20 protein-coding genes and 2 tRNA genes are annotated in these 20,853 nt (G+C 60.7%); 8 read left to right on the forward strand and 14 right to left on the reverse strand.

The window, feature by feature from the left end:
- Nucleotides 1-13: 13 nt before the first annotated feature.
- From SLW74_RS05915 to SLW74_RS05925, 3 genes are read right to left on the reverse strand one after another with little or no spacing between them, the layout of a single operon-like run.
- A complete protein-coding gene (locus tag SLW74_RS05915; RefSeq protein WP_065991769.1) occupies nucleotides 14-883 on the reverse strand; it encodes a metal ABC transporter permease in 870 nt (289 codons plus the stop codon).
- Complete coding sequence (aztA, locus tag SLW74_RS05920) at nucleotides 880-1,632, reverse strand: zinc ABC transporter ATP-binding protein AztA (RefSeq protein ID WP_410928372.1); 753 nt, start codon at nucleotides 1,630-1,632, stop codon at nucleotides 880-882. The genes SLW74_RS05915 and aztA overlap by 4 nt, the downstream gene beginning before the upstream one ends.
- Nucleotides 1,629-1,766 (reverse strand): hypothetical protein, encoded by a 138-nt coding sequence (locus tag SLW74_RS05925; protein ID WP_410928373.1) that lies wholly within the window; start codon nucleotides 1,764-1,766, stop codon nucleotides 1,629-1,631. The genes aztA and SLW74_RS05925 overlap by 4 nt, the downstream gene beginning before the upstream one ends.
- A gap of 182 nt (nucleotides 1,767-1,948) precedes the next feature.
- On the opposite strand from SLW74_RS05925, the gene SLW74_RS05930 reads away from it, so the two are divergent.
- Nucleotides 1,949-2,557 (forward strand): flavin reductase family protein, encoded by a 609-nt coding sequence (locus tag SLW74_RS05930; RefSeq protein ID WP_065991771.1) that lies wholly within the window; start codon nucleotides 1,949-1,951, stop codon nucleotides 2,555-2,557.
- 80 nt (nucleotides 2,558-2,637) lie between these two features.
- On the opposite strand, the gene SLW74_RS05935 is transcribed toward SLW74_RS05930, so the two are convergent.
- From SLW74_RS05935 to SLW74_RS05945, 3 genes are all read right to left on the reverse strand, one after another.
- Nucleotides 2,638-4,218 carry an aldehyde dehydrogenase (NADP(+)) gene (locus SLW74_RS05935; protein WP_410928374.1) on the reverse strand — a complete coding sequence of 527 codons (1,581 nt, stop codon included), beginning with the start codon at nucleotides 4,216-4,218 and terminating at the stop codon, nucleotides 2,638-2,640.
- 141 nt (nucleotides 4,219-4,359) lie between these two features.
- Nucleotides 4,360-5,064, reverse strand: coding sequence for a hypothetical protein (locus SLW74_RS05940; protein ID WP_410928375.1), 705 nt, complete (start codon nucleotides 5,062-5,064; stop codon nucleotides 4,360-4,362).
- A gap of 434 nt (nucleotides 5,065-5,498) precedes the next feature.
- Nucleotides 5,499-5,575 (reverse strand) — tRNA-Met (locus SLW74_RS05945).
- A 1,797-nt stretch (nucleotides 5,576-7,372) separates the two neighbouring features.
- Here SLW74_RS05945 and SLW74_RS05950 point away from each other — a divergent pair.
- Both SLW74_RS05950 and SLW74_RS05955 read left to right on the forward strand, forming a co-directional pair.
- Nucleotides 7,373-8,065 (forward strand): methyl-accepting chemotaxis protein, encoded by a 693-nt coding sequence (locus SLW74_RS05950; protein WP_410928588.1) that lies wholly within the window; start codon nucleotides 7,373-7,375, stop codon nucleotides 8,063-8,065.
- Between the two features lie 158 nt (nucleotides 8,066-8,223).
- Nucleotides 8,224-8,880, forward strand: a complete 657-nt coding sequence (locus SLW74_RS05955; protein WP_410928376.1) for a class I SAM-dependent methyltransferase — start codon at nucleotides 8,224-8,226, stop codon at nucleotides 8,878-8,880.
- Between the two features lie 87 nt (nucleotides 8,881-8,967).
- Here the strand turns inward: SLW74_RS05955 and ychF are convergent, their stop codons facing one another.
- From ychF to SLW74_RS05995, 8 genes are all read right to left on the reverse strand, one after another.
- The gene (ychF, locus tag SLW74_RS05960; protein WP_065991776.1) at nucleotides 8,968-10,068 is read right to left on the reverse strand and encodes a redox-regulated ATPase YchF; all 1,101 of its coding nucleotides are present in this window, start codon (nucleotides 10,066-10,068) and stop codon (nucleotides 8,968-8,970) included.
- Nucleotides 10,069-10,089: 21 nt separating this feature from the next.
- On the reverse strand, nucleotides 10,090-10,674 hold the full coding sequence (gene pth, locus SLW74_RS05965; protein WP_108120616.1) for an aminoacyl-tRNA hydrolase: 585 nt from the start codon (nucleotides 10,672-10,674) through the stop codon (nucleotides 10,090-10,092).
- A 75-nt stretch (nucleotides 10,675-10,749) separates the two neighbouring features.
- The gene (locus tag SLW74_RS05970) at nucleotides 10,750-11,361 is read right to left on the reverse strand and encodes a 50S ribosomal protein L25/general stress protein Ctc (protein WP_065991778.1); all 612 of its coding nucleotides are present in this window, start codon (nucleotides 11,359-11,361) and stop codon (nucleotides 10,750-10,752) included.
- 140 nt (nucleotides 11,362-11,501) lie between these two features.
- Nucleotides 11,502-12,443, reverse strand: coding sequence for a ribose-phosphate pyrophosphokinase (locus tag SLW74_RS05975; RefSeq protein ID WP_037018241.1), 942 nt, complete (start codon nucleotides 12,441-12,443; stop codon nucleotides 11,502-11,504).
- Nucleotides 12,444-12,490: 47 nt separating this feature from the next.
- Nucleotides 12,491-12,565 (reverse strand) — tRNA-Gln (locus SLW74_RS05980).
- 36 nt (nucleotides 12,566-12,601) lie between these two features.
- Nucleotides 12,602-13,453: a 4-(cytidine 5'-diphospho)-2-C-methyl-D-erythritol kinase gene (gene ispE / locus SLW74_RS05985; protein WP_192132533.1), complete on the reverse strand. Its 852-nt coding sequence runs from the start codon at nucleotides 13,451-13,453 to the stop codon at nucleotides 12,602-12,604.
- Between the two features lie 2 nt (nucleotides 13,454-13,455).
- Entirely contained in the window at nucleotides 13,456-14,073 is a 618-nt protein-coding gene (lolB, locus tag SLW74_RS05990; RefSeq protein ID WP_410928377.1) for a lipoprotein insertase outer membrane protein LolB, read from the reverse strand.
- A 4-nt stretch (nucleotides 14,074-14,077) separates the two neighbouring features.
- The gene (locus tag SLW74_RS05995; protein WP_410928378.1) at nucleotides 14,078-15,805 is read right to left on the reverse strand and encodes a tetratricopeptide repeat protein; all 1,728 of its coding nucleotides are present in this window, start codon (nucleotides 15,803-15,805) and stop codon (nucleotides 14,078-14,080) included.
- A 259-nt stretch (nucleotides 15,806-16,064) separates the two neighbouring features.
- Here SLW74_RS05995 and hemA point away from each other — a divergent pair, with 259 nt between their 5' ends.
- Genes hemA through murI form a run of 5 tightly spaced genes read left to right on the forward strand, consistent with a single transcriptional unit; the run spans nucleotide 16,065 to nucleotide 20,815 of the window.
- On the forward strand, nucleotides 16,065-17,342 hold the full coding sequence (gene hemA / locus SLW74_RS06000) for a glutamyl-tRNA reductase (RefSeq protein ID WP_065991780.1): 1,278 nt from the start codon (nucleotides 16,065-16,067) through the stop codon (nucleotides 17,340-17,342).
- Nucleotides 17,339-18,421 carry a peptide chain release factor 1 gene (prfA, locus tag SLW74_RS06005; RefSeq protein ID WP_065991781.1) on the forward strand — a complete coding sequence of 361 codons (1,083 nt, stop codon included), beginning with the start codon at nucleotides 17,339-17,341 and terminating at the stop codon, nucleotides 18,419-18,421. Before hemA ends, prfA begins: the two co-directional genes overlap by 4 nt.
- On the forward strand, nucleotides 18,422-19,255 hold the full coding sequence (prmC, locus tag SLW74_RS06010) for a peptide chain release factor N(5)-glutamine methyltransferase (RefSeq protein WP_065991782.1): 834 nt from the start codon (nucleotides 18,422-18,424) through the stop codon (nucleotides 19,253-19,255).
- Complete coding sequence (locus SLW74_RS06015) at nucleotides 19,249-20,022, forward strand: molybdopterin-synthase adenylyltransferase MoeB (RefSeq protein WP_065991783.1); 774 nt, start codon at nucleotides 19,249-19,251, stop codon at nucleotides 20,020-20,022. The genes prmC and SLW74_RS06015 overlap by 7 nt, the downstream gene beginning before the upstream one ends.
- Complete coding sequence (murI, locus tag SLW74_RS06020) at nucleotides 20,015-20,815, forward strand: glutamate racemase (RefSeq protein WP_065991784.1); 801 nt, start codon at nucleotides 20,015-20,017, stop codon at nucleotides 20,813-20,815. Before SLW74_RS06015 ends, murI begins: the two co-directional genes overlap by 8 nt.
- Nucleotides 20,816-20,853 lie beyond the last annotated feature (38 nt).

Below are 20,853 nucleotides of genomic sequence, written 5' to 3' on the forward strand. Positions count from 1 at the left end.
GGTAAGAGGACGATCAGCCGGACAGATGAACCCTCGGGAACAGTCGGCGTACAAAACCGCTGCGTCCAAAGAACAGTGAGAACCCGTAAAAGGCGCTGGCGGTGAGCACGATGGCCGGGCCCGACGCAACGCTGGCGTGGTAGGAAACGATCAGCCCGATGAAGCCCGAAAGCGTCGCCACTGCGGTCGAAACCACGATCATGCCGGTGAGCGAGCGAGCCCAGAATCGTGCGACCGTGGCGGGCAGCATCATCATGCCGACGGCCATCAGCGTGCCCAACGCCTGAAACCCCGCCACCAGATTGAGCACCACCAGCAGCAGAAACAGCACGTGATACAGCGAACCTCGACCGCCCACTGCGCGCAGGAAACCCGGGTCGAAGCATTCGAGGATCAACGGGCGATAGATCAGCGCCAGCAGAATCAAGGTGAACGAGGCGATGCCGCCGACCATGAAAATCGCCTGATCGTCGATCGCCAGGATGGTGCCGAACAGCACATGAAGCAGGTCAACGTTGGAGCCGTGCAGGGAAACGATCAGCACGCCGGCAGCCAGCGACGTCAGGTAAAAGCTGGCGAAGCTGGCGTCTTCACGCAGTGTTGTGTAACGGCTCACCAACCCCGATAGCAACGCCACGGCGAGGCCTGCGATCAGGCCGCCAAAGCCCATCGCCGGGAGTGACAACCCGGCAAACAGAAAACCCACGGCGGCACCCGGCAAGACCGCGTGACTCATGGCGTCGCCCACCAGACTCATGCGGCGAAGCATCAGCAGCACGCCGACCGGGCCGGAGCCGATGCCCAGCGCCAGGCACGCCACCAAAGCGCGGCGCATGAAACCAAAATCGACAAAGGGCTGGATCAACAGGCTATAGAGCGTCACAGGGTTTGCTCCGCATCGGCGTCGCACGGCTGCGCGTCAGGGTTCCAGTGCTCGGCCATGTTCTTGGCGCGGCGCAGGTTTTCGTCGTTGAGGATGTCGGCGGTGTCGCCCCAGGCAATGATTTCCCGGGCCAGCAGCAGCGTGCTCGGGAAGTGCTGACGCACCTGCTCGATGTCATGCAGGACGGCGATGACGGTGCGCCCTTGGCCGTGCCAGGTGCGGATCAATTCCAGCAAGTCCCGCGTGGTGCGTGCATCGATGGCGGTGAAGGGCTCGTCGAGCAGAATCACCGAAGCGTCCTGTAATAACAGCCGGGCGAACAGCACGCGCTGAAACTGCCCCGACGACAGCGAGCTGATGCTGCGTTGCTCGAATCCCGCCAAACCCACGGCACCCAGCGCCTCCTTGGCCTGTTGAGCGTGCTGGCGCGTGGCGCCGCGGAACGCGCCGATGCTGCGCCAGGCGCCCATCATCACGGTGTCGGCCACGCTGAGCGGAAAGCTGCGGTCGATCTCGGCGGCTTGGGGCAGATAACCGATGTGCCGCGTTGCCAACTGGTTGCGCTCGACGCGCCCGACCGCGGGTTTGAGCGTGCCGGCGATGGCTTTGATCAGCGTGGACTTACCGGCGCCGTTGGGGCCGACGATCGCCGTCAGGCTGCCCGCCGCGAATCGGCCGTTGGCGTGATGCACCGCTGGCCGGCGTTCGTAGGTCAGTGTCAGGTCGTGGAGGTCGATGGCAGCGCTCATGGAATCGCCACCGCCCAGATAACGCCGATCCACAGCACGACCAGCACGGCGAGGGAAATCATCACGCGCTTGCTGGCCGATTGAGCCAGTGCGGACGTTGCAAGGGAGGGAGGAAGCCGGGGATCGCGTTTCACAACAAGGACTGCCTGAAATAATTTGTTATAGTATTACATCACCTTTAGCGTGATCTGCAAAGTGTGATTTGGGTGAAGTTCAGGGAGGCGACAGTTTCCATCGCGCTGGGGAGGGTGGCGTTTCCCCGGCACGAGAAACCCTGTAGTTTTCGATGAATTTTCTCTTTGCCAGGATGATTGCCATGACTGTTTCTCACCGGCGTCCGGTACCCCTCGCCAAATGCTACCGCCTGCTCAACCACGGCCCGACGGTCTTGATCAGCGCTGCCCACGACGGGCAACGCAACATCATGGCGGCAGCGTGGGCGATGCCGCTGGATTTCCAGCCGCCGAAAGTCACGGTTGTGCTGGATAAGTCCGTCTGGACGCGGCAGTTGCTCGAGGGCTCCGGGACGTTTGTAATCAACGTGCCGACCCTCAGCCAGATCGATATTGTTGAAACGGTTGGCTCGACCTCAGGGCTGGACATCTCCCATGAGCAAGGCCTGGATAAATTCAAAGCGTATGGACTGGAGACCTTCGCGGGCTCCCACGTTGAAGCGCCGCTGCTGGAAGGTTGCGCAGGCTGGCTGGAGTGCAGATTGATTCCCGAGCCACATAATCAGAGCGCCCACGACCTGTTCATCGGCGAAGTGGTTGCGGCGTGGGCGGATGAACGCGTGTTCTCCGAAGGGCACTGGCATTTCGAGGGGCATGACGCGCTGCGCACCCTTCACCATGTGGCGGGCGGGCATTTTCTGGTAATCGGTGATGGGGTGGACGGCAAGGTGCTGCAGCGATCCGCTGACTGACCCACGCCCGGCTTGGAAGCGCGCGCCCCGGATTGGAAGGCGCGCGGTGAAGCAGCTTCAATGGCCGGCGTTGATGCCGCTCAGTCCTTTGACAGCTCGCCGTTGACCAGACGCCAAGTCTTCAACGGATTGCTGGCTTTCAACGCAGGAGGCAGCAGCGAGTCCGGCACGTTCTGATAACAAACAGGGCGCAGGAAACGATCAATGGCCGTTGCGCCCACCGAAGTGCTGCGGCTGTCGGAGGTTGCCGGGAACGGGCCGCCATGGACCATTGAATAGCTCACTTCGACGCCGGTCGGGAAGTCATTGAACAGAATCCGTCCCGCCTTGCGTTCCAGGATCGGCAGCAGCGACTGGGCTGTCGCCTCGTCGCCGTCGTCGAACTGCAGCGCCACGGTCAGTTGCCCATCGAAGCTGGCAGCAACCTTCTGCAGGTCGGCGACGTCGGAGCAGACAATCAGCAGCGCGCTTGGGCCGAAGTTCTCGTCCTCCAACGCGGGGTTGGCGAGGAACGTGGCTGAGTCGGTGCGGAACAAGGCCGGGCGGGCCTGGAATGAACCGTCGGCCTCCTGACCTTCAGCCACCAGCGTCACGCCGGATGCGCTGTGCAGGTTATTCAGGCCGTTGCAGTAAGCGCCGTGGATGTTCGGCGTCAGCATGGTGGTCGGCAGCTTGTCAGACAGCGCCTTGGCCGAGGCCGACACGAATGTTTCCAGCGCGTCGCTTTCCAGTGCCAGCAGGATGCCCGGGTTGGTACAGAACTGCCCGGCGCCCATGACCAGCGACTCGACAAACCCCTTGGCGATGGTTTCGGCGCGGGCCAGCAAAGCAGCCGGCAGCAGGAACACCGGGTTGATGCTGCTCATCTCGGCATACACCGGGATCGGCACCGGACGCGCCTGGGCGGCCGCCACTAGCGCCAAACCCCCACGACGCGAGCCAGTGAAGCCCACTGCTTGAATCAAGGGATGACTGACCAGCGCCTGGCCGACAGCAATGTCCTTGTCGATCAGCAGTGAGAACACGCCTTCCGGCATGCCGGTGTCGCGCGCCGCTTTCTGGATCACGCGTCCCACCAATTCGCTGGTGCCCAAGTGGGCCGGGTGCGCCTTGACGATGACCGGGCAACCGGCCGCCAACGCAGAAGCGGTATCGCCGCCGGCAACCGAGAAGGCAAGGGGGAAGTTGCTCGCACCGAACACCGCCACCGGACCAAGACCGATGCGCCGCAGACGCAGGTCGGCGCGCGGCAGTGGTTGGCGCTCCGGCATCGCAGTGTCGACCACGGCACCGTGCCAGCGTCCGTCACGCAGCAGACTGGCAAACAGTTTCAGCTGATTGACCGTGCGCATCCGCTCGCCTTCCAGGCGTGGCTTGGGCAGGCCGCTTTCGACATGAGCGCGCTCGGTGAGCACATCGCCCAGGTCCAGAAGGCCTTGGGCGATGGCTTCTAGAAAGGCGGCGCGTTGATCATCACTCAATTGCCGGTAGCGGTCGAATGACGCCTCGGCCAGTTCGCACGCAGCGTTGACGTCTTCCAGCGTGCTGGCACCAAATGACGGCGTCAGGGTTTCACCGGTGGCGGCGGCGAGGGCGAAAACTTCTCCGCCCTGACCTTGTACAGCGCGTTGTCCGATGATCGTTTCACCAAGAATCTGCATTGCTCAACACCTCTCGAGGGCGGCGACCGCCAGTGGGTACCGCTGTGGCCAGCCATTGAGGTTACATCATGGCGCTGCGATCGCCACCGGTGCGGGTGTTGAGCTTGCTGTTGAGCTTATGGACGCGCCTATGGCTGCAGCTTATTGCTGAACGGCGCTGAATCCCTCAAACGCAGTTTGCTGCTGGATCGCGCTGACAATGTTCTTGCGCGTGGCCGGCTGCTGGTTGCCGTCCTTGTCTACGAACACTTCGCTCTGCAGCTCGGCGTCATCGCCTTCACCGATGAACGAGAAGCCGAGGAATTCAAAGGCTTCGCGGTCCGCGTTGGCTTTCGAGCGCGGCGTGCGCAGGGGCAGGGTGACGCTGGCGCCGTCCTTGCTGATGACGAAAACCTCGGCTTCCTTCTTCGGCCGCGCCGCTTTGCTCTTGCCGCCGCTCGGGTTGCTGACCGCTTGATGCGTCTGATTGAGCACCTTCAACGCCAGGCTGTAGACGAGCTCCTGAAAACTCGGGTCGTCTTTATAGCTGGAGAGAATCCGGCTGATCGGAAACTTCGCGCTCAGGTCTTCGAGCGCGACCATGTCGGCGGCTTCGGCGTCCTTGAGCTGCTTAAGCTGACCCATCAGCTCGTAGGCCTGGTCATCATCGAATCGGTCATGGGCGGCGCGTATAGCCAGGCGCAGATCGCGAATCTGGTCGCTTTCCTTGGCGCTCTGGAATGCGTCCAGCACCATCTCGCTGATGGTTTTGGCCTGTGGCACATGTTGTGAAAGGTTGATGGCTTCTTCGTAGGCTTGCTTCGACGACACGGCGTTTGCCGCCGGATCGGTATGGGAATCAGACATTGAACATCCACTGCTTCGTTAACTGGGGTTGAGGCGCGAAAAGCTCGGGGCGTTTCGAGGGGCGTAATCTATTGGACGAGGGCGCCGTTGTCACGGATTGCCGTCTTCGCCCGGACCGCAGGGCGATTGGCGTTGGATGCGCGCAGACTACGGAATCAAAAAGCCCGGCAATTGCCGGGCTAGTCTTACACGCAGGTGCCACCTTTATGGTGTGAGCCCGTCCCGCCTGTTGGATGCGTCCCTTTCGGACACGCTGACGCGGAAAGTGAAACGATTGAAAGCAGAGCGACCAGTCCAGCGATAGCGATCTTTTTCATATTGCCTCCGTGCACTGCGAGATGCAGTACAGGGCTATCGGCGATTTGGGATCCCGCCTTAGGCACAGAACGCCAGAAACAACAAAGCCCGCACAAGGCGGGCTTTGTTGAGGTACTTGGTGGCTACACAGGGACTTGAACCCCGGACCCCAGCATTATGAATGCTATGCTCTAACCAACTGAGCTATGTAGCCAAGTGGCGCGCATTATTCGCTCAGATCGGATATGTGTCAAGCGTCTCTTTGAAAAAATTTATCCACGCGATCAATCGGTTAGCCTCACGGCTCTTCTACCATTTTCTCACCCCTGCACGCTGGTGACAGTTTCACTCCTTGCGCTGAGTGCTTTCGCCCCACTTTCGCGCACTCAGCGTGCACTGTCCTCGATCTCATGCCCGGTTTGATGGCCTCGTGCTATCGGTCCGGTTCTTGCTTATGCCTGCCGCAACGCTGCCGTTATAGAACTAGGTGGCTGCGGATTTCGATAAGTCTGAGTGCGGCCCTCGTTCAAAAGATGGGCGGTTATCGTTTTTAAAACACAGACATGGCATTTTGCCGGTAAAAATGTAAGGCAGCGCAGCGATGATCATTCGTCGCGCAGCGTCTGTCGGTGAGGAGTGGTTGGCTATGCAGAGTCTTTTGTCGCCAGGCATCCGCCTGCTCGGACGTCTCGGGTTCGCGCGCAAGTTTCAGGTGCTCTTCTTTCTGTTCATCTTGCCGCTCGCGGGCAGCCTGTGGATGATCGGCCAGGATTACCGCAGCAAGCTGGAGGTGATTTCTCAGGAGCAAGCCGGTGTGCGCCAGCTCATGGCACTCGATGCGCTGGATGTGCAACTGACAGCACAGCGCAACCGCGCCGCGCGCTGGAAGGCTGCCGACATTCTTCGTGATCCGACGCCGGCCGCGAAGGCAGCCATGAACGCGCTGGATGCCGCCAACCCTGACCTGACCCGCACCCTGGCGTCCTTGGGCGATGAACTCAAGGCACAGAACGCCAGCGCGGACATCATGACGCGGTATCAAGCGCTGCAGGCCTCGGTCAAAGGCATGGATTCGGAATCTCTGCGCAGCGTCGGCTGGTGGCCGGACGGCTACGATCGTTTTACCTCTGCCCTTACGGCGCTGCAGAGTCTGCGTGAACAGATCGCCATGGACAGCGGCTTGATCCTTGATCCCTGGCTTGAAACCTACTTGCTGATGCAAATCGCCACACAGCAGGCGCCGGAACTGGTCGAGCGAGTAGGGCGGATGGCGAGTATCGGCCAGTCGTCGATCGCATCAGGGCAGTTCTCGCTGCAGAGCCGTCTTCAGATGCGCGATCTGCGCAGTCGCATCGGTGACGCCCGTGATCAACTGGTCAAAGCCGTGAGCTCGCTGAAATCGAAAGCGTACCCGGGCATGGAGGTCTGGACGCGTCAGTATGAAGACAGTCTTCAGCGCCTTGATAACGAATTGAAAGTGCTCGACGACGGCGTGTTCGGCGGCAGCATCAAGCTCGACCCTGCTGCGTTCGAGCGCAGCGTCGACGGTGTCAGCGATGGATTGGCGGCCTTACGCAAGCAATCGCTCTCATCATTGACCAGCCGGCTCGATTATTACCATGAGCAGTCCACTCTGCAGTTCGTGCCGATCGCTGCTATTTTCAGCATTCTAGCGCTCGCGGCGCTGTATCTCTTCATGTGCCTCCAGGCATCGATCCAGCGCAGCGCAAAGGGCATCACGACCCTTGCCGAGTCGCTCCGTGACGGCAATTTGTGCGTTGAGGTCGCCGTTCAGGGACGTGACGAACTCGCAGCCATCAGCACTGCCCTCAACGTCGCGGTGGTGCAACTGCGCACCAGTCTCTTGGGTGTCAACCACGAAACCCAGCAACTGGGTTCTGCGGTGCTGACCCTCAACGCGCAGTCCGGCAGCACGCTCAACGAAGTGGAAGATCAACAACAGCAGATCAGCCAGATCGCCGCTGCGGCCACCGAGCTGGCCGCGACGTCCATGGGGGTTGCCCGCAGTTGCGAAGCCGCATCCGGCAGCGCCCAGGCCACCCGACGCATCGCCGAAGACAGCAGCCGCGACAGTCAGCGCACCACGGCGAGTATTCAGCAACTGAACCAGAAGTTGACCGACACTGCTAATGCGTTGAGCAAGGTCAGCGAGCAGGGGCAGCAGATCCAGTCCGTGGTGGACACCATTCGCGGCATCGCCGAACAGACCAACCTGCTGGCGCTCAATGCTGCCATTGAAGCGGCGCGTGCGGGCGAGCAAGGCCGTGGCTTCGCCGTGGTCGCTGACGAGGTGCGCAGTTTGTCCCAGCGGACACAGGCTTCCACCGCGCAAATTGCCGGGACCGTGGACAGCCTGCGGTCGACCGTCAGCCAGGCCGTTAGCCTGATGGAGGCGGCGTGTGGTCAGGCGGTGAGTGACGCGCAGTCGGTGACCGGCTTGGGCGAGCGGCTGGAAGAGATCGCCAGCGCGGTGCAGATCGTTACTGACACGCTGGCGCAGATCGCCACCGCAGTCGAAGAGCAGGCCGCGACGGCGGACGAGGTTAGCGGCAATATTCAGCAGGTGGATCAGGCCGCTGGCCGCTTGCTTGACGGTGCGCGTGCGGTAAATCATGCCGCAGACACCCTGACCAAAGGCAGCCGGGCCTTGAGCGACAACACCGCGAGATTCCGGTTGGGGTAAGCCGCGCAGGCGAAGCGTGAGGGTGATCGGCCCGCGATTGCATGCGCGCCATCATGCCGCACCCTGCGCCGTGGGTTGAAAGAGGAACGGCTGGCGACGTATAAGATTCGTCGCCTTCTCATCGTCTTCTGATACCCATCGCCGTAGGGGATTTCTCCATGACCGACAGCAGTGCCGCAGGTGCGGCGGTTTATTCGCCCCTGACGTTAGCGTTGTACGACGCCTGGGTGTTGGGCATTTCCAATCGGTATGCCTGGCGCTGCCCAACCGATGAGGTGCTTTTGCCGTTCTTCCGCGCCAGTGTGCGTGCCCACCATCTGGATATCGGCGTCGGCACGGGTTATTACCTGGCGAAAGCCAAGCTGCCGCCGAACACCCGCATCACCCTCATGGACCTCAATCCAAGCAGCCTCGCCGCCGCTAAAAGCAGGATCGGCCGGCCAGACACGCACACCCTTCAGCATGACGTAATGACGCCGATCCCGGGCAACGAACGCTTCGACTCGATATCGCTGTTTTACCTGCTGCACTGCCTGCCAGGCCCGACGGATGCCAAGGCGGCGATCTTCGCTCAGCTCAAGCACAACCTGAACCCGGACGGCGTTTTGTTTGGCGCAACGATTCTAGGGGACGAGGCGGGGCACAACGGCTTCGGTCGCAAGCTGATGGCGGTCTACAACAAGAAAGGCATTTTCGGAAATAGCGGGGACACTCAGGCCGGCTTCGAAGCGCATTTGCGGACGCACTTTCGCGAGGTCACGCTGAAGCGCGAAGGCGTGGTGCTGCTGTTTCGCGTAGCGCAGCCGATTGTCTGAGTTGCACTAAAACCACAAAGCCCGCGGATCACTGAGTGATACGCGGGCTTTGACGTTCAACGAGGTTCGTGGAGGTCCACGAGGGCGTTAGACGTTGAAGCGGAAGTGCAGAACGTCGCCGTCCTTGACGATGTAATCCTTACCTTCCAGACGCCATTTGCCCGCTTCCTTGGCACCGGCTTCACCCTTGTACTGGATGAAGTCGTTGTAGGCGACGCACTCGGCGCGGATGAAGCCTTTTTCGAAGTCGGTGTGGATCACGCCGGCGGCCTGTGGCGCGGTGGCGCCGACACGGACTGTCCATGCACGCACTTCTTCGACGCCGGCAGTGAAGTAGGTCTGCAGGTGCAGCATTTCGTATCCGGCACGGATCACGCGGTTCAGACCAGGTTCTTCAAGGCCCAGAGCCTCCAGGAACATGTCCTTTTCTTCGCCGTCGTCGAGTTCGGCGATTTCCGCTTCGATCTTGTTGCAGACCGGCACCAGCATGGCGCCTTCTTCTTCGGCGATCGCGCGAACCACGTCAAGGTGCGGGTTGTTCTCGAAACCGTCTTCAGCGACGTTGGCGATGTACATGACCGGTTTGGTGGTCAGCAGATGGAAGCCCTTGATGACGGCTTTCTCATCGGCGCTCATGCTCTTCATCAGGCTGCGCGCGGGTTTGCCCAGCGTGAAGTGAGCGATGAGTTGCTCCAGCAGGCCTTTCTGGACCACTGCGTCCTTGTCGCCGCCCTTGGCATTGCGCGTGACTTTCTGCAGTTGCTTCTCGCAGCTGTCGAGGTCAGCAAAAATCAGTTCCAGGTCGATGATCTCGATGTCGCGCTTCGGGTCGACGCTGTTGGAGACGTGAATCACGTTCTCGTCTTCGAAGCAGCGCACCACGTGAGCAATGGCGTCGGTCTCGCGGATATTGGCGAGGAACTTGTTGCCCAGGCCTTCACCTTTGGATGCACCGGCTACCAGCCCGGCGATGTCGACGAACTCCATGGTGGTCGGCAGGATGCGCTTCGGGTTGACGATGTCGGCCAGGGCCTGCAGGCGCGGGTCCGGCATGGGCACGATGCCTGTGTTCGGTTCGATGGTGCAGAAGGGAAAGTTCTCCGCCGCGATACCGGATTTGGTCAGGGCGTTGAACAGGGTGGACTTGCCGACGTTGGGCAGGCCGACGATGCCGCAGTTGAATCCCATGGTGTTTCCCCTCGAGTGATGTCAGGCCTTCTGGCTGTGCAGGACGCGCATCGCCTTGGCGAAGTCGCCAGCGAGTACATCCGGCAGCACGCCGAGGGCAAAGTCGATGCTGGCATCCAGCTTTTCCTGCTCGGCGCGTGGCGCTCGACCCAGGACGAAGTTGGACACCAGACTGGCGTCGCCCGGGTGGCCGATGCCAAGCCGCAGGCGGTGGAAGCCGTTCTGGTTGCCGAGCTGCGCAATAATGTCGCGCAACCCGTTATGCCCGCCGTGCCCGCCACCCAGTTTGAGTTTGGCGACGCCCGGAGGCAGGTCGAGTTCGTCGTGGGCCACCAGAATGGCTTGCGGAGGAATCCGAAAGAAACCCGCCAGAGCTGCCACGGACTGGCCGCTGCGGTTCATGTAGGTGGTGGGGATCAGCAGACGAACGTCTTGGCCCTGATGACTGAATTTAGCCGTCAGGCCGAAATATTTGCGGTCAGCGGTCAGATTGACACGCTGTGCGCTGGCAATGCGCTCAACGAAAAGAGCCCCTGCGTTATGCCGGGTCTGTTCGTATTCGGGGCCTGGATTTCCCAGGCCGACGATCAGTTGGATGGCGGTCACGTCAGGGGCTCTTCCTTGGGTCGAGTGTGATGATGGCGAGCATCATCACGGGTTCAACCGGCTAGCGAGTAATAATTACTCTGCTTCGCCTTCTGCGGTGCCTTCTTCTTCGTCCTGGACGATGCGAGGAGCGTGGACGTTAGCGATGTCCAGGTCCTTGCCGTGCGCCAGAGCAACGAATTCAACACCTTTAGGTGCTTTAACGTCGGACAGGTGAACGTTGTCGCCGATTTCCAGAGCGCCCAGGTCAACTTCGATGAACTCAGGCAGGTCTTTCGGCAGGCAGGTCACTTCCAGCTCGGTGGTGGTGTGCGAGATCTCGCCGCCTTTCTTGACCGGTGCTTCTTCGTTGATGAAGTGCACTGGAACGATAGCGGTCAGTTTCTGGCCAGCCACGACGCGGATGAAGTCAGCGTGCATGATGAACTGCTTGGCAGGGTGACGCTGCATCGCTTTAACGATGACGTTCTGCTTGGCGCCAGCAATGTTCAGCTCGATAACGTGGCTGTAGGCAGCTTCGTTTTCGAACATTTTTGCCAGTTCTTTGGCTTCGATGGTGATCGAAGTTGCTTCCTGGCCACCACCGTAAACAACGGCTGGGACGGAGGCGGCGAGACGACGCAGGCGGCGGCTCGCACCTTTCCCCAGGTCAGTACGCGCTTGGGCGTTCAGAGTAAATTCGTTCATTTTGCATCTCCAATATAGCCATGACCGAGCGGCGTTTGCGACCAGCGCCAGACACGGTATGGGCAAAAAAGCCCCGCCCCGGCATTGAGTGTCGGGGCGGGGCGCTTTTCGTCAACGGATGGTTCGGCAGGGCAGGGCCCTTATCGGAACATCGCGCTGATCGATTCTTCATTGCTGATGCGACGCATCGCCTCAGCGACTACCGGTGCGATATCCAGTTGACGGATACGGTCACAGGCCTGTGCTGCAGCGGACAACGGGATGGTGTTCGTCACCACCAGTTCGTCCAGCACGGAATTTTCGATGTTCTCGATTGCACGGCCCGACAGAACAGGGTGTGTGCAATACGCGAAAACCTTGGCAGCGCCGTGTTCTTTCAGCGCCTTGGCCGCGTGGCACAAGGTGCCGGCGGTATCGACCATGTCGTCGACGAGAATACAGGTACGGCCTTCGACATCACCGATGATGTGCATCACTTCGGAGTGGTTGGCCTTCTCGCGGCGCTTGTCGATGATGCCCAGATCGACGCCCAGGGACTTGGCAACAGCACGTGCACGCACGACGCCGCCGATATCCGGGGAGACAATCATCAGGTTTTCGAAGCGTTGGTCTTCGATGTCATCCACCAGAACCGGGGAGCCGTAGATGTTATCTACCGGAATATCGAAGAAGCCTTGAATCTGGTCGGCGTGCAGGTCGACAGTCAGCACACGGTCGATACCGACGACGGTGAGCATGTCCGCAACCACTTTAGCGCTGATAGCCACACGAGCGGAACGCGGACGGCGATCCTGGCGGGCATAACCAAAGTAAGGAATTACAGCAGTGATACGAGTAGCCGAGGAGCGACGGAAGGCGTCAGCCATCACGACAAGTTCCATCAGGTTATCGTTGGTCGGAGCGCAGGTCGGCTGGATAATGAAGACGTCTTTACCGCGAACGTTTTCATTGATCTCAGCGGTAATCTCACCGTCGGAAAACTTTCCAACAGAGATGTCACCGAGAGGGATATGCAGCTGACGTACGACACGCCGAGCCAGATCGGGGTTGGCGTTCCCCGTAAAGACCATCATCTTGGACACGCGCAGTACCTGGAGGCTTAGGGTATGCCTGGATGACTATAGGAAAATGGCAGGGGCGGCTGGATTCGAACCAACGCATGGCAGGATCAAAACCTGCTGCCTTACCGCTTGGCGACGCCCCTGTATCTGTTGCACGAGTGCCTGGCACTCGGTTCCTTTTAGAGCAGCGTTTGTAACTTCCGGTGCAACATCGAGATGTTTGCGCCTTTTGCTACAAACCCCGTAAGGGTCTCTGTAAGAAGGGCCGAGACTTTATCAGCTTCAGCTTTGCTTGGGAAGGCCCCAAACACACAACTTCCAGTTCCGGTTAATTTTGCTTCGGTAAATTTACCTAACAAATTCAAGGCGTTACCAACTTCTGGATACCGCCTTGTTACAACCGGTAAGCAGTCGTTTCGACTGTTTCCCTTGGGAACGGGGCGCACTTTAATGGGCGGAGTGTCACGTGTCAACAGCGGATCTGAAAAAATTTCTGCTGTACTTACAGATACTTGCGGCACCAGCACCAGATACCAAGGTTCTTCGGGGGTTACGGGGGTCAGTATCTCGCCGATGCCCTCCGCAAAAGCGGCATGTCCACGCACGAAAACCGGCACGTCTGCCCCAAGCTTGAGGCCCAGCGCCGCTAGCCGATCTTCATCCCAGCCAAGCTGCCAGAGATGATTCAGGCCGAGCAATGTCGTTGCCGCATCGGAGCTTCCGCCGCCAATGCCGCCACCCATGGGCAGGACTTTTTTCAGCCAGATATCAACGCCAAGCGAGCAACCGGATTGCTCTTTGAGGGCGCGAGCCGCTCTGACGATCAGATTACTGTCGTGGGGGACGTCGGCGATTTCCGTCTGAAGGCGCACCTCTCCATCATTCCGAAGCGCGAAACTGAGCTCGTCGCCGTAATCGAGAAACTGAAACAGCGTCTGCAGTTCGTGATAACCGTCAGCGCGGCGCCCGGTGATGTGCAGCATCAGATTCAGTTTGGCAGGGGCGGGCAGTGTCAGTCGTGGTTGCGACATGCTCATTGCCCCAGTTTGCGTGGTTGCCAGTCCTTGATGACCAGCGTGACGTCCAGGTCCTGCCCGTGCAGCTTCATGCGTTCAGGCAACCAGAAACCGTTCTGCTGGGTGTAGCTCAGGTATTCGATCTGCCAGCCATCCTGCGCCAGGCTGGACAAGCGACTGTCACCGTCGAGCGTCAGGCTGCTTTTACTGTCCGGGGCGGGCAAGCCGCGCACCCACCAGACCAGATGGGACACCGGCAGTTTCCAGCCCAATTGGTCCTTGAGCAGGGTTTCCGGATCCGGCGCTTCGTAGCGGCCCTGATTGGCCACTTCCAGTGAGACTGCGCCAGGGCGACCGGTCAAGCGGGCAGCACCGCGACCCAGCGGGCCGGACAAGCGAATGTCGTAGTAATCCTGGCGTTGCAGCCAGAACAGGGTGCCGCTGCCGGAATCCTTTGGTGCGCGGATGCCAACCTTGCCGTTGATCTGCCAGCCATCAAGGCTGCTGAGTTGTTCCTTGTTCGCACGCCATTGATTGGCGTCGCCCTTGCCTTGTACGGCTTCGCGGGAGGACATGCCGGCACAGCCAGCGAGCAGGGCGATCAGACTGAATACGAGTACGTGGCGCAATTGCATAAATTCAAAGAGTCTCGGCGCCGGTCAGGCGTTTGATGGTGCTGCGCAGGACCGGGCTGTCAGGTTGTTGTTCAAGGGCCTTGGCCCACACTTTGCGGGCTTCACGCTGCTCGCCTTTGGCCCAGAGGACTTCGCCCAAGTGCGCAGCGACTTCGTGGTCCGGAAAACGCTCCAGCGCCTGGCGCAGCAGACGTTCGGCCTCATCCAGATTGCCCAGGCGGTAATTGACCCAGCCGAGGCTGTCGAGCACCGCCGGGTCTTCCGGATTGATCTTGTGCGCGCGCTCGATCAGTTCCCTGGCTTCGGCGTAGCGCGTCGTACGATCCGAGAGCGTGTAGCCCAGCGCGTTCAGCGCCATGGCGTTATCCGGCTCGCGTTTGAGAATCGCCCGAAGGTCGCTCTCCATCTGTTTCAGATCGTTGCGCTTCTCCGCCAGCATCGAGCGGGTGTAGAGCAGATTCAGATCGTCCGGGTACTGCTTGAGCGCCTGGCTCAACACTTGCCAGGCGCGATCACTCTGGTTGTTGTTGGCCAGGGTCTCGGCTTCGACCAGAAACAGCTGAATGGCGTAGTCGGGTTGGTCGGCGCGGGCCTGAGCCAGCCGCTTCGAGGCTTCGGCGCTGTTGCCGTTGCTCATGAGGATATCGGCCTGACGCAGTTGCGCAGGCAGGAAGTCATTGCCGGGGCCCACCTGAGCGTATTCGGCCAGCGCCGTCTGTGGGTCGCTGCGCTCTTCGTAAATGCGACCGAGGTTGACGTGGGCTGAGTCGACGTGACTGCCGCGGGCGACGAGGTCTTCGAGGTAACCCTGCGCTTCGTCCCATGCCTTGTTTTCCAGGCACACGAGGGCAAGGGAATAGCGCAACTCGTCGTCATCCGGGTACTGCTGAACCAGGCTGGAGAACTGCACTTTGGCGTCTTCCATGCGGTTCTGTTCCACCAGCATGCGCGCATAAGTCAGGCGCAGACGCTTGTCGTCCGGGTATTTCTTGATGCTTTTTTCCAGCAGCGGGATCGCTTCCTTGCCGCGGTCCATGCTTTGCAGCAAGCGAGCACGCAGCAGGATCGGCGCCACTTCGCCTTCGCCCGGCGGGTTGTCTTCGAGCAGTTTCAGGGAGGCGGCACTGTCGCCTTCCTGCTGAAGGAGCAACGCCTTGCCGAAGATCAGCTGGCCGTTTTTCGGGTACTTCATCAGCAGGCGATCAAAGCTGGTGATCAGCCCTTTGCGCGTATTGGAATCGGTTTCCGACGCCGACAGCGCGAGAAAATCAAAATGCGTATCGCCCTGTCCCTGAAGGACTTTCTCCATATAGCGCATGGAGTCGTCGTAGCGCCCGGCCCGCGCCAGCTGGATCGCTGCCGCGCGCTGTGCCTCGAGATTGCTCGGATCGTTTTTCGCCCAGATCATCGATGTGTCGAGGGCCGCCTGATCGGCGCCCAGATACTCGGCGATGCGGAAGGCACGCTCGGAAATCCCTGGATCCTGTGTCTGAATCGCCTGGGTCACATAGTTGTCCAGCGCGATGTCGAAACGGTTGCGCTGGCCGGCAAGTTCGGCTGTCAGCAGGCTGACGACGGTTTCCTGAGTAAACGAGCCGTACACCTGAGGTTTGGCATCGGGTGCGGGCGGCGCTTCTTTCGCCGGAGCGGAGGGCTCCGTAGAAACGGAGGCCGTAGACTGGCAGCCACTCAGAGCGACAAGGGCAAGGAACAGCGCGGAGGATTTATTCATATAGAAGAGGGGCGGCTTACCTGCGGTTTGGAAGCATCATGACACAAGGCCGGGAGCAAACCCACAGCCCGCGCGAAATCTGGATACGCTCAATCTACAGCCTGCGCGCGGACATTTTGTCCGCAGGCCGGACGCGGTGATACGCAATCTGTATAGGGACAATAGCGGGCTGCGGACGTTCTGAATGTATTGCGGTGGTTGTCCTCCCTCTATCGAAGTAGGACAATTGCCGGCTTCACGTCACCATCAGCGACCTTGAATGGCCTTTCTTGCTCTGGGTATCAACCATAAGACTGCATCAGTCGATGTCCGCGAGCGCGTGGCATTTACGCCTGAACAGCTGGTTGAGGCGCTGCAGCAGCTTTGCCGCCTGACCCGAAGCCGGGAAGCGGCCATTCTCTCCACCTGCAATCGCAGCGAACTGTATATCGAGCAGGATCAGCTGACCGCCGAAGCCGTGTTGCGCTGGCTGGCGGATTATCACCACCTGAATGTCGATGAGCTGCGCGCCAGTGCCTATGTGCATGAAGACGACGCGGCGGTGCGGCACATGATGCGCGTGGCGTCGGGGCTGGATTCGCTGGTGCTCGGCGAGCCGCAGATCCTTGGCCAGATGAAATCGGCGTATGCCGTGGCGCGGGAGGCCGGCACGGTTGGGCCGTTGCTCGGGCGACTGTTTCAGGCCACCTTCAGCGCTGCCAAGCAGGTGCGCACCGACACAGCCATCGGCGAGAACCCGGTCTCCGTCGCTTTTGCCGCCGTCAGCCTGGCCAAGCAGATTTTCAGCGACCTGCAGCGCAGTCAGGCGTTGCTGATCGGGGCAGGGGAGACCATCACTCTGGTCGCGCGTCACCTGCACGATCTCGGGGTCAAGCGTATCGTCGTTGCCAACCGCACCCTCGAACGCGCGAACATTCTCGCCGAGCAGTTCGGTGCCCACGCGGTGCTGTTGGCCGACATTCCGGCCGAGCTGGTCAACAGCGACATTGTCATCAGTTCCACGGCCAGCCAGTTGCCGATTCTGGGCAAGGGCGCCGTTGAAAGTGCGCTGAAACTGCGCAAGCACAAGCCGATCTTCATGGTCGACATCGCCGTGCCGCGCGACATCGAGCCTGAGGTCGGCGAGCTCGACGACGTCTACCTCTATACCGTGGACGATCTGCACGAAGTCGTCGCCGAAAACCTCAAGAGCCGTCAGGGCGCGGCGCAGGCGGCCGAAGAACTGGTCAGCGTGGGCGTCGACGATTTCATGTCGCGGCTGCGCGAACTGGCGGCGGTCGACGTGCTCAAGGCGTATCGTCAGCAGAGCGAACGCCTGCGTGACGAAGAACTGCAGAAGGCCCAGCGCATGCTCGCCAATGGCAGCAACGCCGAAGACGTGTTGATGGCGCTGGCACGAGGCCTGACGAATAAATTGATGCACGCCCCCAGCGTGCAACTCAAAAAGCTGTCCGCTGAAGGCCGCGTCGATGCGCTGGCCATGGCCCAGGAACTCTTTGCCCTCAACGAGGGCTCCACGGATAAATCCCCGCAATGAAAGCTTCACTGCTTAATAAGCTGGACGTGCTCAGCGACCGTTTCGAGGAATTGACCGCGCTGCTCGGCGATGGCGAAGTCATCTCTGATCAAACCAAATTTCGCGCGTACTCCCGCGAGTACGCCGAAGTCGAGCCCGTGATTCAGGTGTACCGGCAACTGCAGAAAGTGCAGGCCGACCTCGAAGGCGCGCAGGCGCTGCTCAAGGACAGCGATCCCGACATGCGCGAAATGGCAGTCGAAGAGGTGCGCGATGCCAAGGATCAGTTGCTGGTGCTTGAGGCTGATCTGCAGAAAATGCTGCTGCCCAAAGACCCGAACGATGGCCGCAACGTGTTTCTGGAAATCCGCGCCGGCACCGGCGGCGACGAAGCAGCGATTTTCGCCGGCGACCTGTTCCGCATGTATTCCCGCTATGCCGAGCGACGTGGATGGCGTGTCGAGATCCTGTCCGAGAACATAGGCGAACATGGCGGCTACAAGGAAGTCATCGCGCGGGTCGAAGGCGAGCATGTCTACGGCAAGCTGAAATTCGAGTCGGGTGTGCATCGTGTTCAGCGCGTCCCGGAAACCGAATCCCAGGGCCGAATTCACACCTCCGCGTGTACGGTGGCGGTGTTGCCAGAGCCTGACGAACAGCAGACCATCGAGATCAACCCGTCCGACTTGCGCGTTGACACCTATCGCTCATCCGGCGCCGGTGGTCAGCACGTCAATAAGACCGATTCGGCCATCCGCATCACGCACTTGCCGTCCGGCATCGTGGTGGAGTGTCAGGAAGAACGGTCGCAGCACAAAAACCGCGCGCGGGCGATGTCCTGGCTGTCGGCCAAGCTCAACGATCAGCAGACCGCTGCGGCGGCCAACGCTATCGCCAGCGAGCGCAAATTGCTGGTAGGTTCCGGGGATCGCTCGGAACGCATTCGTACATACAATTTTCCACAGGGGCGAGTCACGGATCACCGCGTGAACCTGACGCTCTATTCCCTTGATGAAGTTCTGGCCGGCGGGGTCGATGCAGTGATAGAACCGTTACTTGCCGAGTATCAGGCAGATCAACTTGCGGCACTGGGTGATTAAATGACCATCATCGCCAGCTTGTTAAGAAGCGCCGAGCTGCCGGACTCTCCGACAGCGCGTCTGGATGCAGAATTGTTGCTGGCCGCTGCCCTGGGCAAGCCGCGCAGTTTTCTCCACACCTGGCCCGAGCGTATTGTCAGCACCGAAGCGGCGCATGCCTTCGACGGCTATCTCAAGCGTCGACGGACCGGCGAACCCGTCGCGTACATCCTGGGCCTGCAAGGGTTCTGGAATATCGACCTGGAAGTCGCGCCCCATACGCTGATCCCGCGGCCTGAAACCGAGATGCTGGTGGAAACCGCGCTGGAGCTTTTGCCCGGTGCGATTCCCCACACGCTGCTCGATCTCGGCACTGGCACCGGCGCCATCGCGCTGTCGCTGGCCAAGGATCGTCCGCAGTGGAACGTCACGGCGGTGGATCGCGTTGAAGAGGCGGTCGAGCTTGCCGAGCGCAATCGTCAGCGCCTGCACCTCGATAACGCCAAGGTCCTGCACAGCCACTGGTTCAGTGCTGTCGAGGGTCAGCGTTTTGACCTGATCCTAAGCAACCCGCCTTATATTGCCTCCAACGACCCGCACCTGGTCGAAGGTGACGTGCGCTTCGAGCCAAGCAGCGCGCTGGTCTCCGGCACCGATGGCCTGGATGATCTACGTCTGATTGTGTCGCAAGCGCCCGCGCACCTTGAAGCCGGTGGCTGGCTGTTGCTGGAGCATGGCTACGATCAAGGCGCAGCAGTGCGCGAGCTGTTGCTTGAGCACGGGTTCGAAGAGATCAAGACCCGCCGCGATCTGGGCGACCACGAACGCATCACCTTCGGGCGGGTGCCGTGCTGACGGACGAGGAGCTGCTGCGCTACAGCCGGCAGATCCTTCTGCAACAAGTCGACATCGACGGTCAACTGCGCCTCAAGCAGAGCCGCGTGCTGATCGTCGGCCTCGGCGGACTGGGTTCGCCGGCAGCGTTGTACCTGGCGGCGGCCGGCGTTGGAGAGTTGCATCTGGCGGATTTCGACAGCGTCGATCTGACCAACCTGCAACGCCAGATCATTCATGACACCCCGAGCGTGGGCTTAAGCAAAGTCGATTCAGCCATCACCCGGCTGACCGCCATCAATCCACAGATCACACTGGTCGCCCATCGCGCGGCCCTTGATGTCGACTCACTGGCGGCAGCCGTTGCCGGGGTCGATCTGGTCCTGGACTGCTCGGACAATTTCTCGACGCGCGAGGCGGTCAATGCGGCCTGCGTCGCCGCGTGCAAGCCATTGGTCAGCGGCGCTGCGATCCGCCTCGAAGCGCAACTGTCGGTATTCGACCCGCGCCGTCCGGAGAGTCCTTGCTACCACTGCCTGTACGGGCACGGCAGCGAGACCGAACTGACCTGCAGCGAAGCCGGCGTGATCGGCCCGTTGGTAGGGTTGGTGGGCAGTTTGCAGGCCCTTGAGGCCCTCAAGCTGCTGGCCGGCTTTGGCGAACCAATGGTGGGGCGACTGCTGCTGATCGATGCCATGAGCACGCGATTCCGCGAATTGAAAGTCAAACGCGATCCTGGCTGCAGCGTCTGCGGTACCGGGCTCCGAGCTGCCGCCGAGCATGAATAGAGACAGCGATGCCCCGGTGGCGGTGTTCGATTCCGGCGTCGGCGGGTTGTCGGTGCTGGCGGAAATACAGCAGTTGCTGCCACGGGAATCGTTGCTCTACGTCGCCGACTGCGGCCACATCCCCTACGGCGAGAAAACCCCCGAATTCATTCGCGAACGTTGCGCGACGATTGCCGAGTTCTTCCAGCTTCAGCGCGCCAAGGCGCTGGTGATCGCCTGCAATACGGCGACGGTGGCGGGCATCGCTGACTTGCGCGCCCGCTATCCTGACTGGCCGCTGGTGGGAATGGAGCCGGCGGTCAAACCTGCGGCCGCAGCGACACGAACCGGTGTCGTGGGTGTGCTGGCGACCACGGGCACCTTGCAAAGCGCCAAGTTTGCCGCATTGCTCGATCGCTTCGCGGCAGACGTGCACGTCATCACGCAGCCTTGTCCGGGACTGGTCGAGTTGATCGAGACGGGCGATCTGGTCAGCCCAACGATTCGCCAGCTGCTGCAGGGTTACGTCGCGCCGCTACTCGCCGCGGGCTGCGACACCATCATTCTGGGCTGCACCCATTACCCGTTTCTCAAGCCGTTGCTGCGGGAAATGATCCCGGCGTCCATTACGCTCATCGATACCGGCGCCGCTGTAGCCCGGCAGTTGCAGCGGTTATTGGGTGAGCGCGAGCTGCTGGCGAGCGGTCATCCTCGGACTGCCCAGTTCTGGACGACCGGCGATCCAGAAGATTTCAGAAACGTCCTACGCGTGCTTTGTAACAACTCCGACAATGTGCGAAGCTTCGTTTCGTGAAAAAAACGTGAATCGCTTCGTCTGTGGGTGAACTAAAG

It is taken from the genome of Pseudomonas sp. W5-36 (assembly GCF_046540455.1).
GTDB classification, from domain to species: Bacteria; Pseudomonadota; Gammaproteobacteria; order Pseudomonadales; family Pseudomonadaceae; genus Aquipseudomonas; species Aquipseudomonas graminis_B.

What these genes read in the sequence shown, in the direction of transcription:
- ychF (WP_065991776.1), bottom strand. Translation starts at nt 10,068, where the DNA reads ATGGGATTCAACTGCGGCATCGTCGGCCTGCCCAACGTCGGCAAGTCC.
- SLW74_RS05950 (WP_410928588.1), top strand. Translation starts at nt 7,373, where the DNA reads ATGGGGGTTGCCCGCAGTTGCGAAGCCGCATCCGGCAGCGCCCAGGCC.
- prmC (WP_065991782.1), top strand. Translation starts at nt 18,422, where the DNA reads ATGACCATCATCGCCAGCTTGTTAAGAAGCGCCGAGCTGCCGGACTCT.
- prfA (WP_065991781.1), top strand. Translation starts at nt 17,339, where the DNA reads ATGAAAGCTTCACTGCTTAATAAGCTGGACGTGCTCAGCGACCGTTTC.
- SLW74_RS05940 (WP_410928375.1), bottom strand. Translation starts at nt 5,064, where the DNA reads ATGTCTGATTCCCATACCGATCCGGCGGCAAACGCCGTGTCGTCGAAG.
- SLW74_RS05995 (WP_410928378.1), bottom strand. Translation starts at nt 15,805, where the DNA reads ATGAATAAATCCTCCGCGCTGTTCCTTGCCCTTGTCGCTCTGAGTGGC.
- SLW74_RS05930 (WP_065991771.1), top strand. Translation starts at nt 1,949, where the DNA reads ATGACTGTTTCTCACCGGCGTCCGGTACCCCTCGCCAAATGCTACCGC.
- murI (WP_065991784.1), top strand. Translation starts at nt 20,015, where the DNA reads ATGAATAGAGACAGCGATGCCCCGGTGGCGGTGTTCGATTCCGGCGTC.
- hemA (WP_065991780.1), top strand. Translation starts at nt 16,065, where the DNA reads ATGGCCTTTCTTGCTCTGGGTATCAACCATAAGACTGCATCAGTCGAT.
- ispE (WP_192132533.1), bottom strand. Translation starts at nt 13,453, where the DNA reads ATGTCGCAACCACGACTGACACTGCCCGCCCCTGCCAAACTGAATCTG.
- SLW74_RS05970 (WP_065991778.1), bottom strand. Translation starts at nt 11,361, where the DNA reads ATGAACGAATTTACTCTGAACGCCCAAGCGCGTACTGACCTGGGGAAA.
- SLW74_RS05955 (WP_410928376.1), top strand. Translation starts at nt 8,224, where the DNA reads ATGACCGACAGCAGTGCCGCAGGTGCGGCGGTTTATTCGCCCCTGACG.
- aztA (WP_410928372.1), bottom strand. Translation starts at nt 1,632, where the DNA reads ATGAGCGCTGCCATCGACCTCCACGACCTGACACTGACCTACGAACGC.
- lolB (WP_410928377.1), bottom strand. Translation starts at nt 14,073, where the DNA reads ATGCAATTGCGCCACGTACTCGTATTCAGTCTGATCGCCCTGCTCGCT.
- SLW74_RS05935 (WP_410928374.1), bottom strand. Translation starts at nt 4,218, where the DNA reads ATGCAGATTCTTGGTGAAACGATCATCGGACAACGCGCTGTACAAGGT.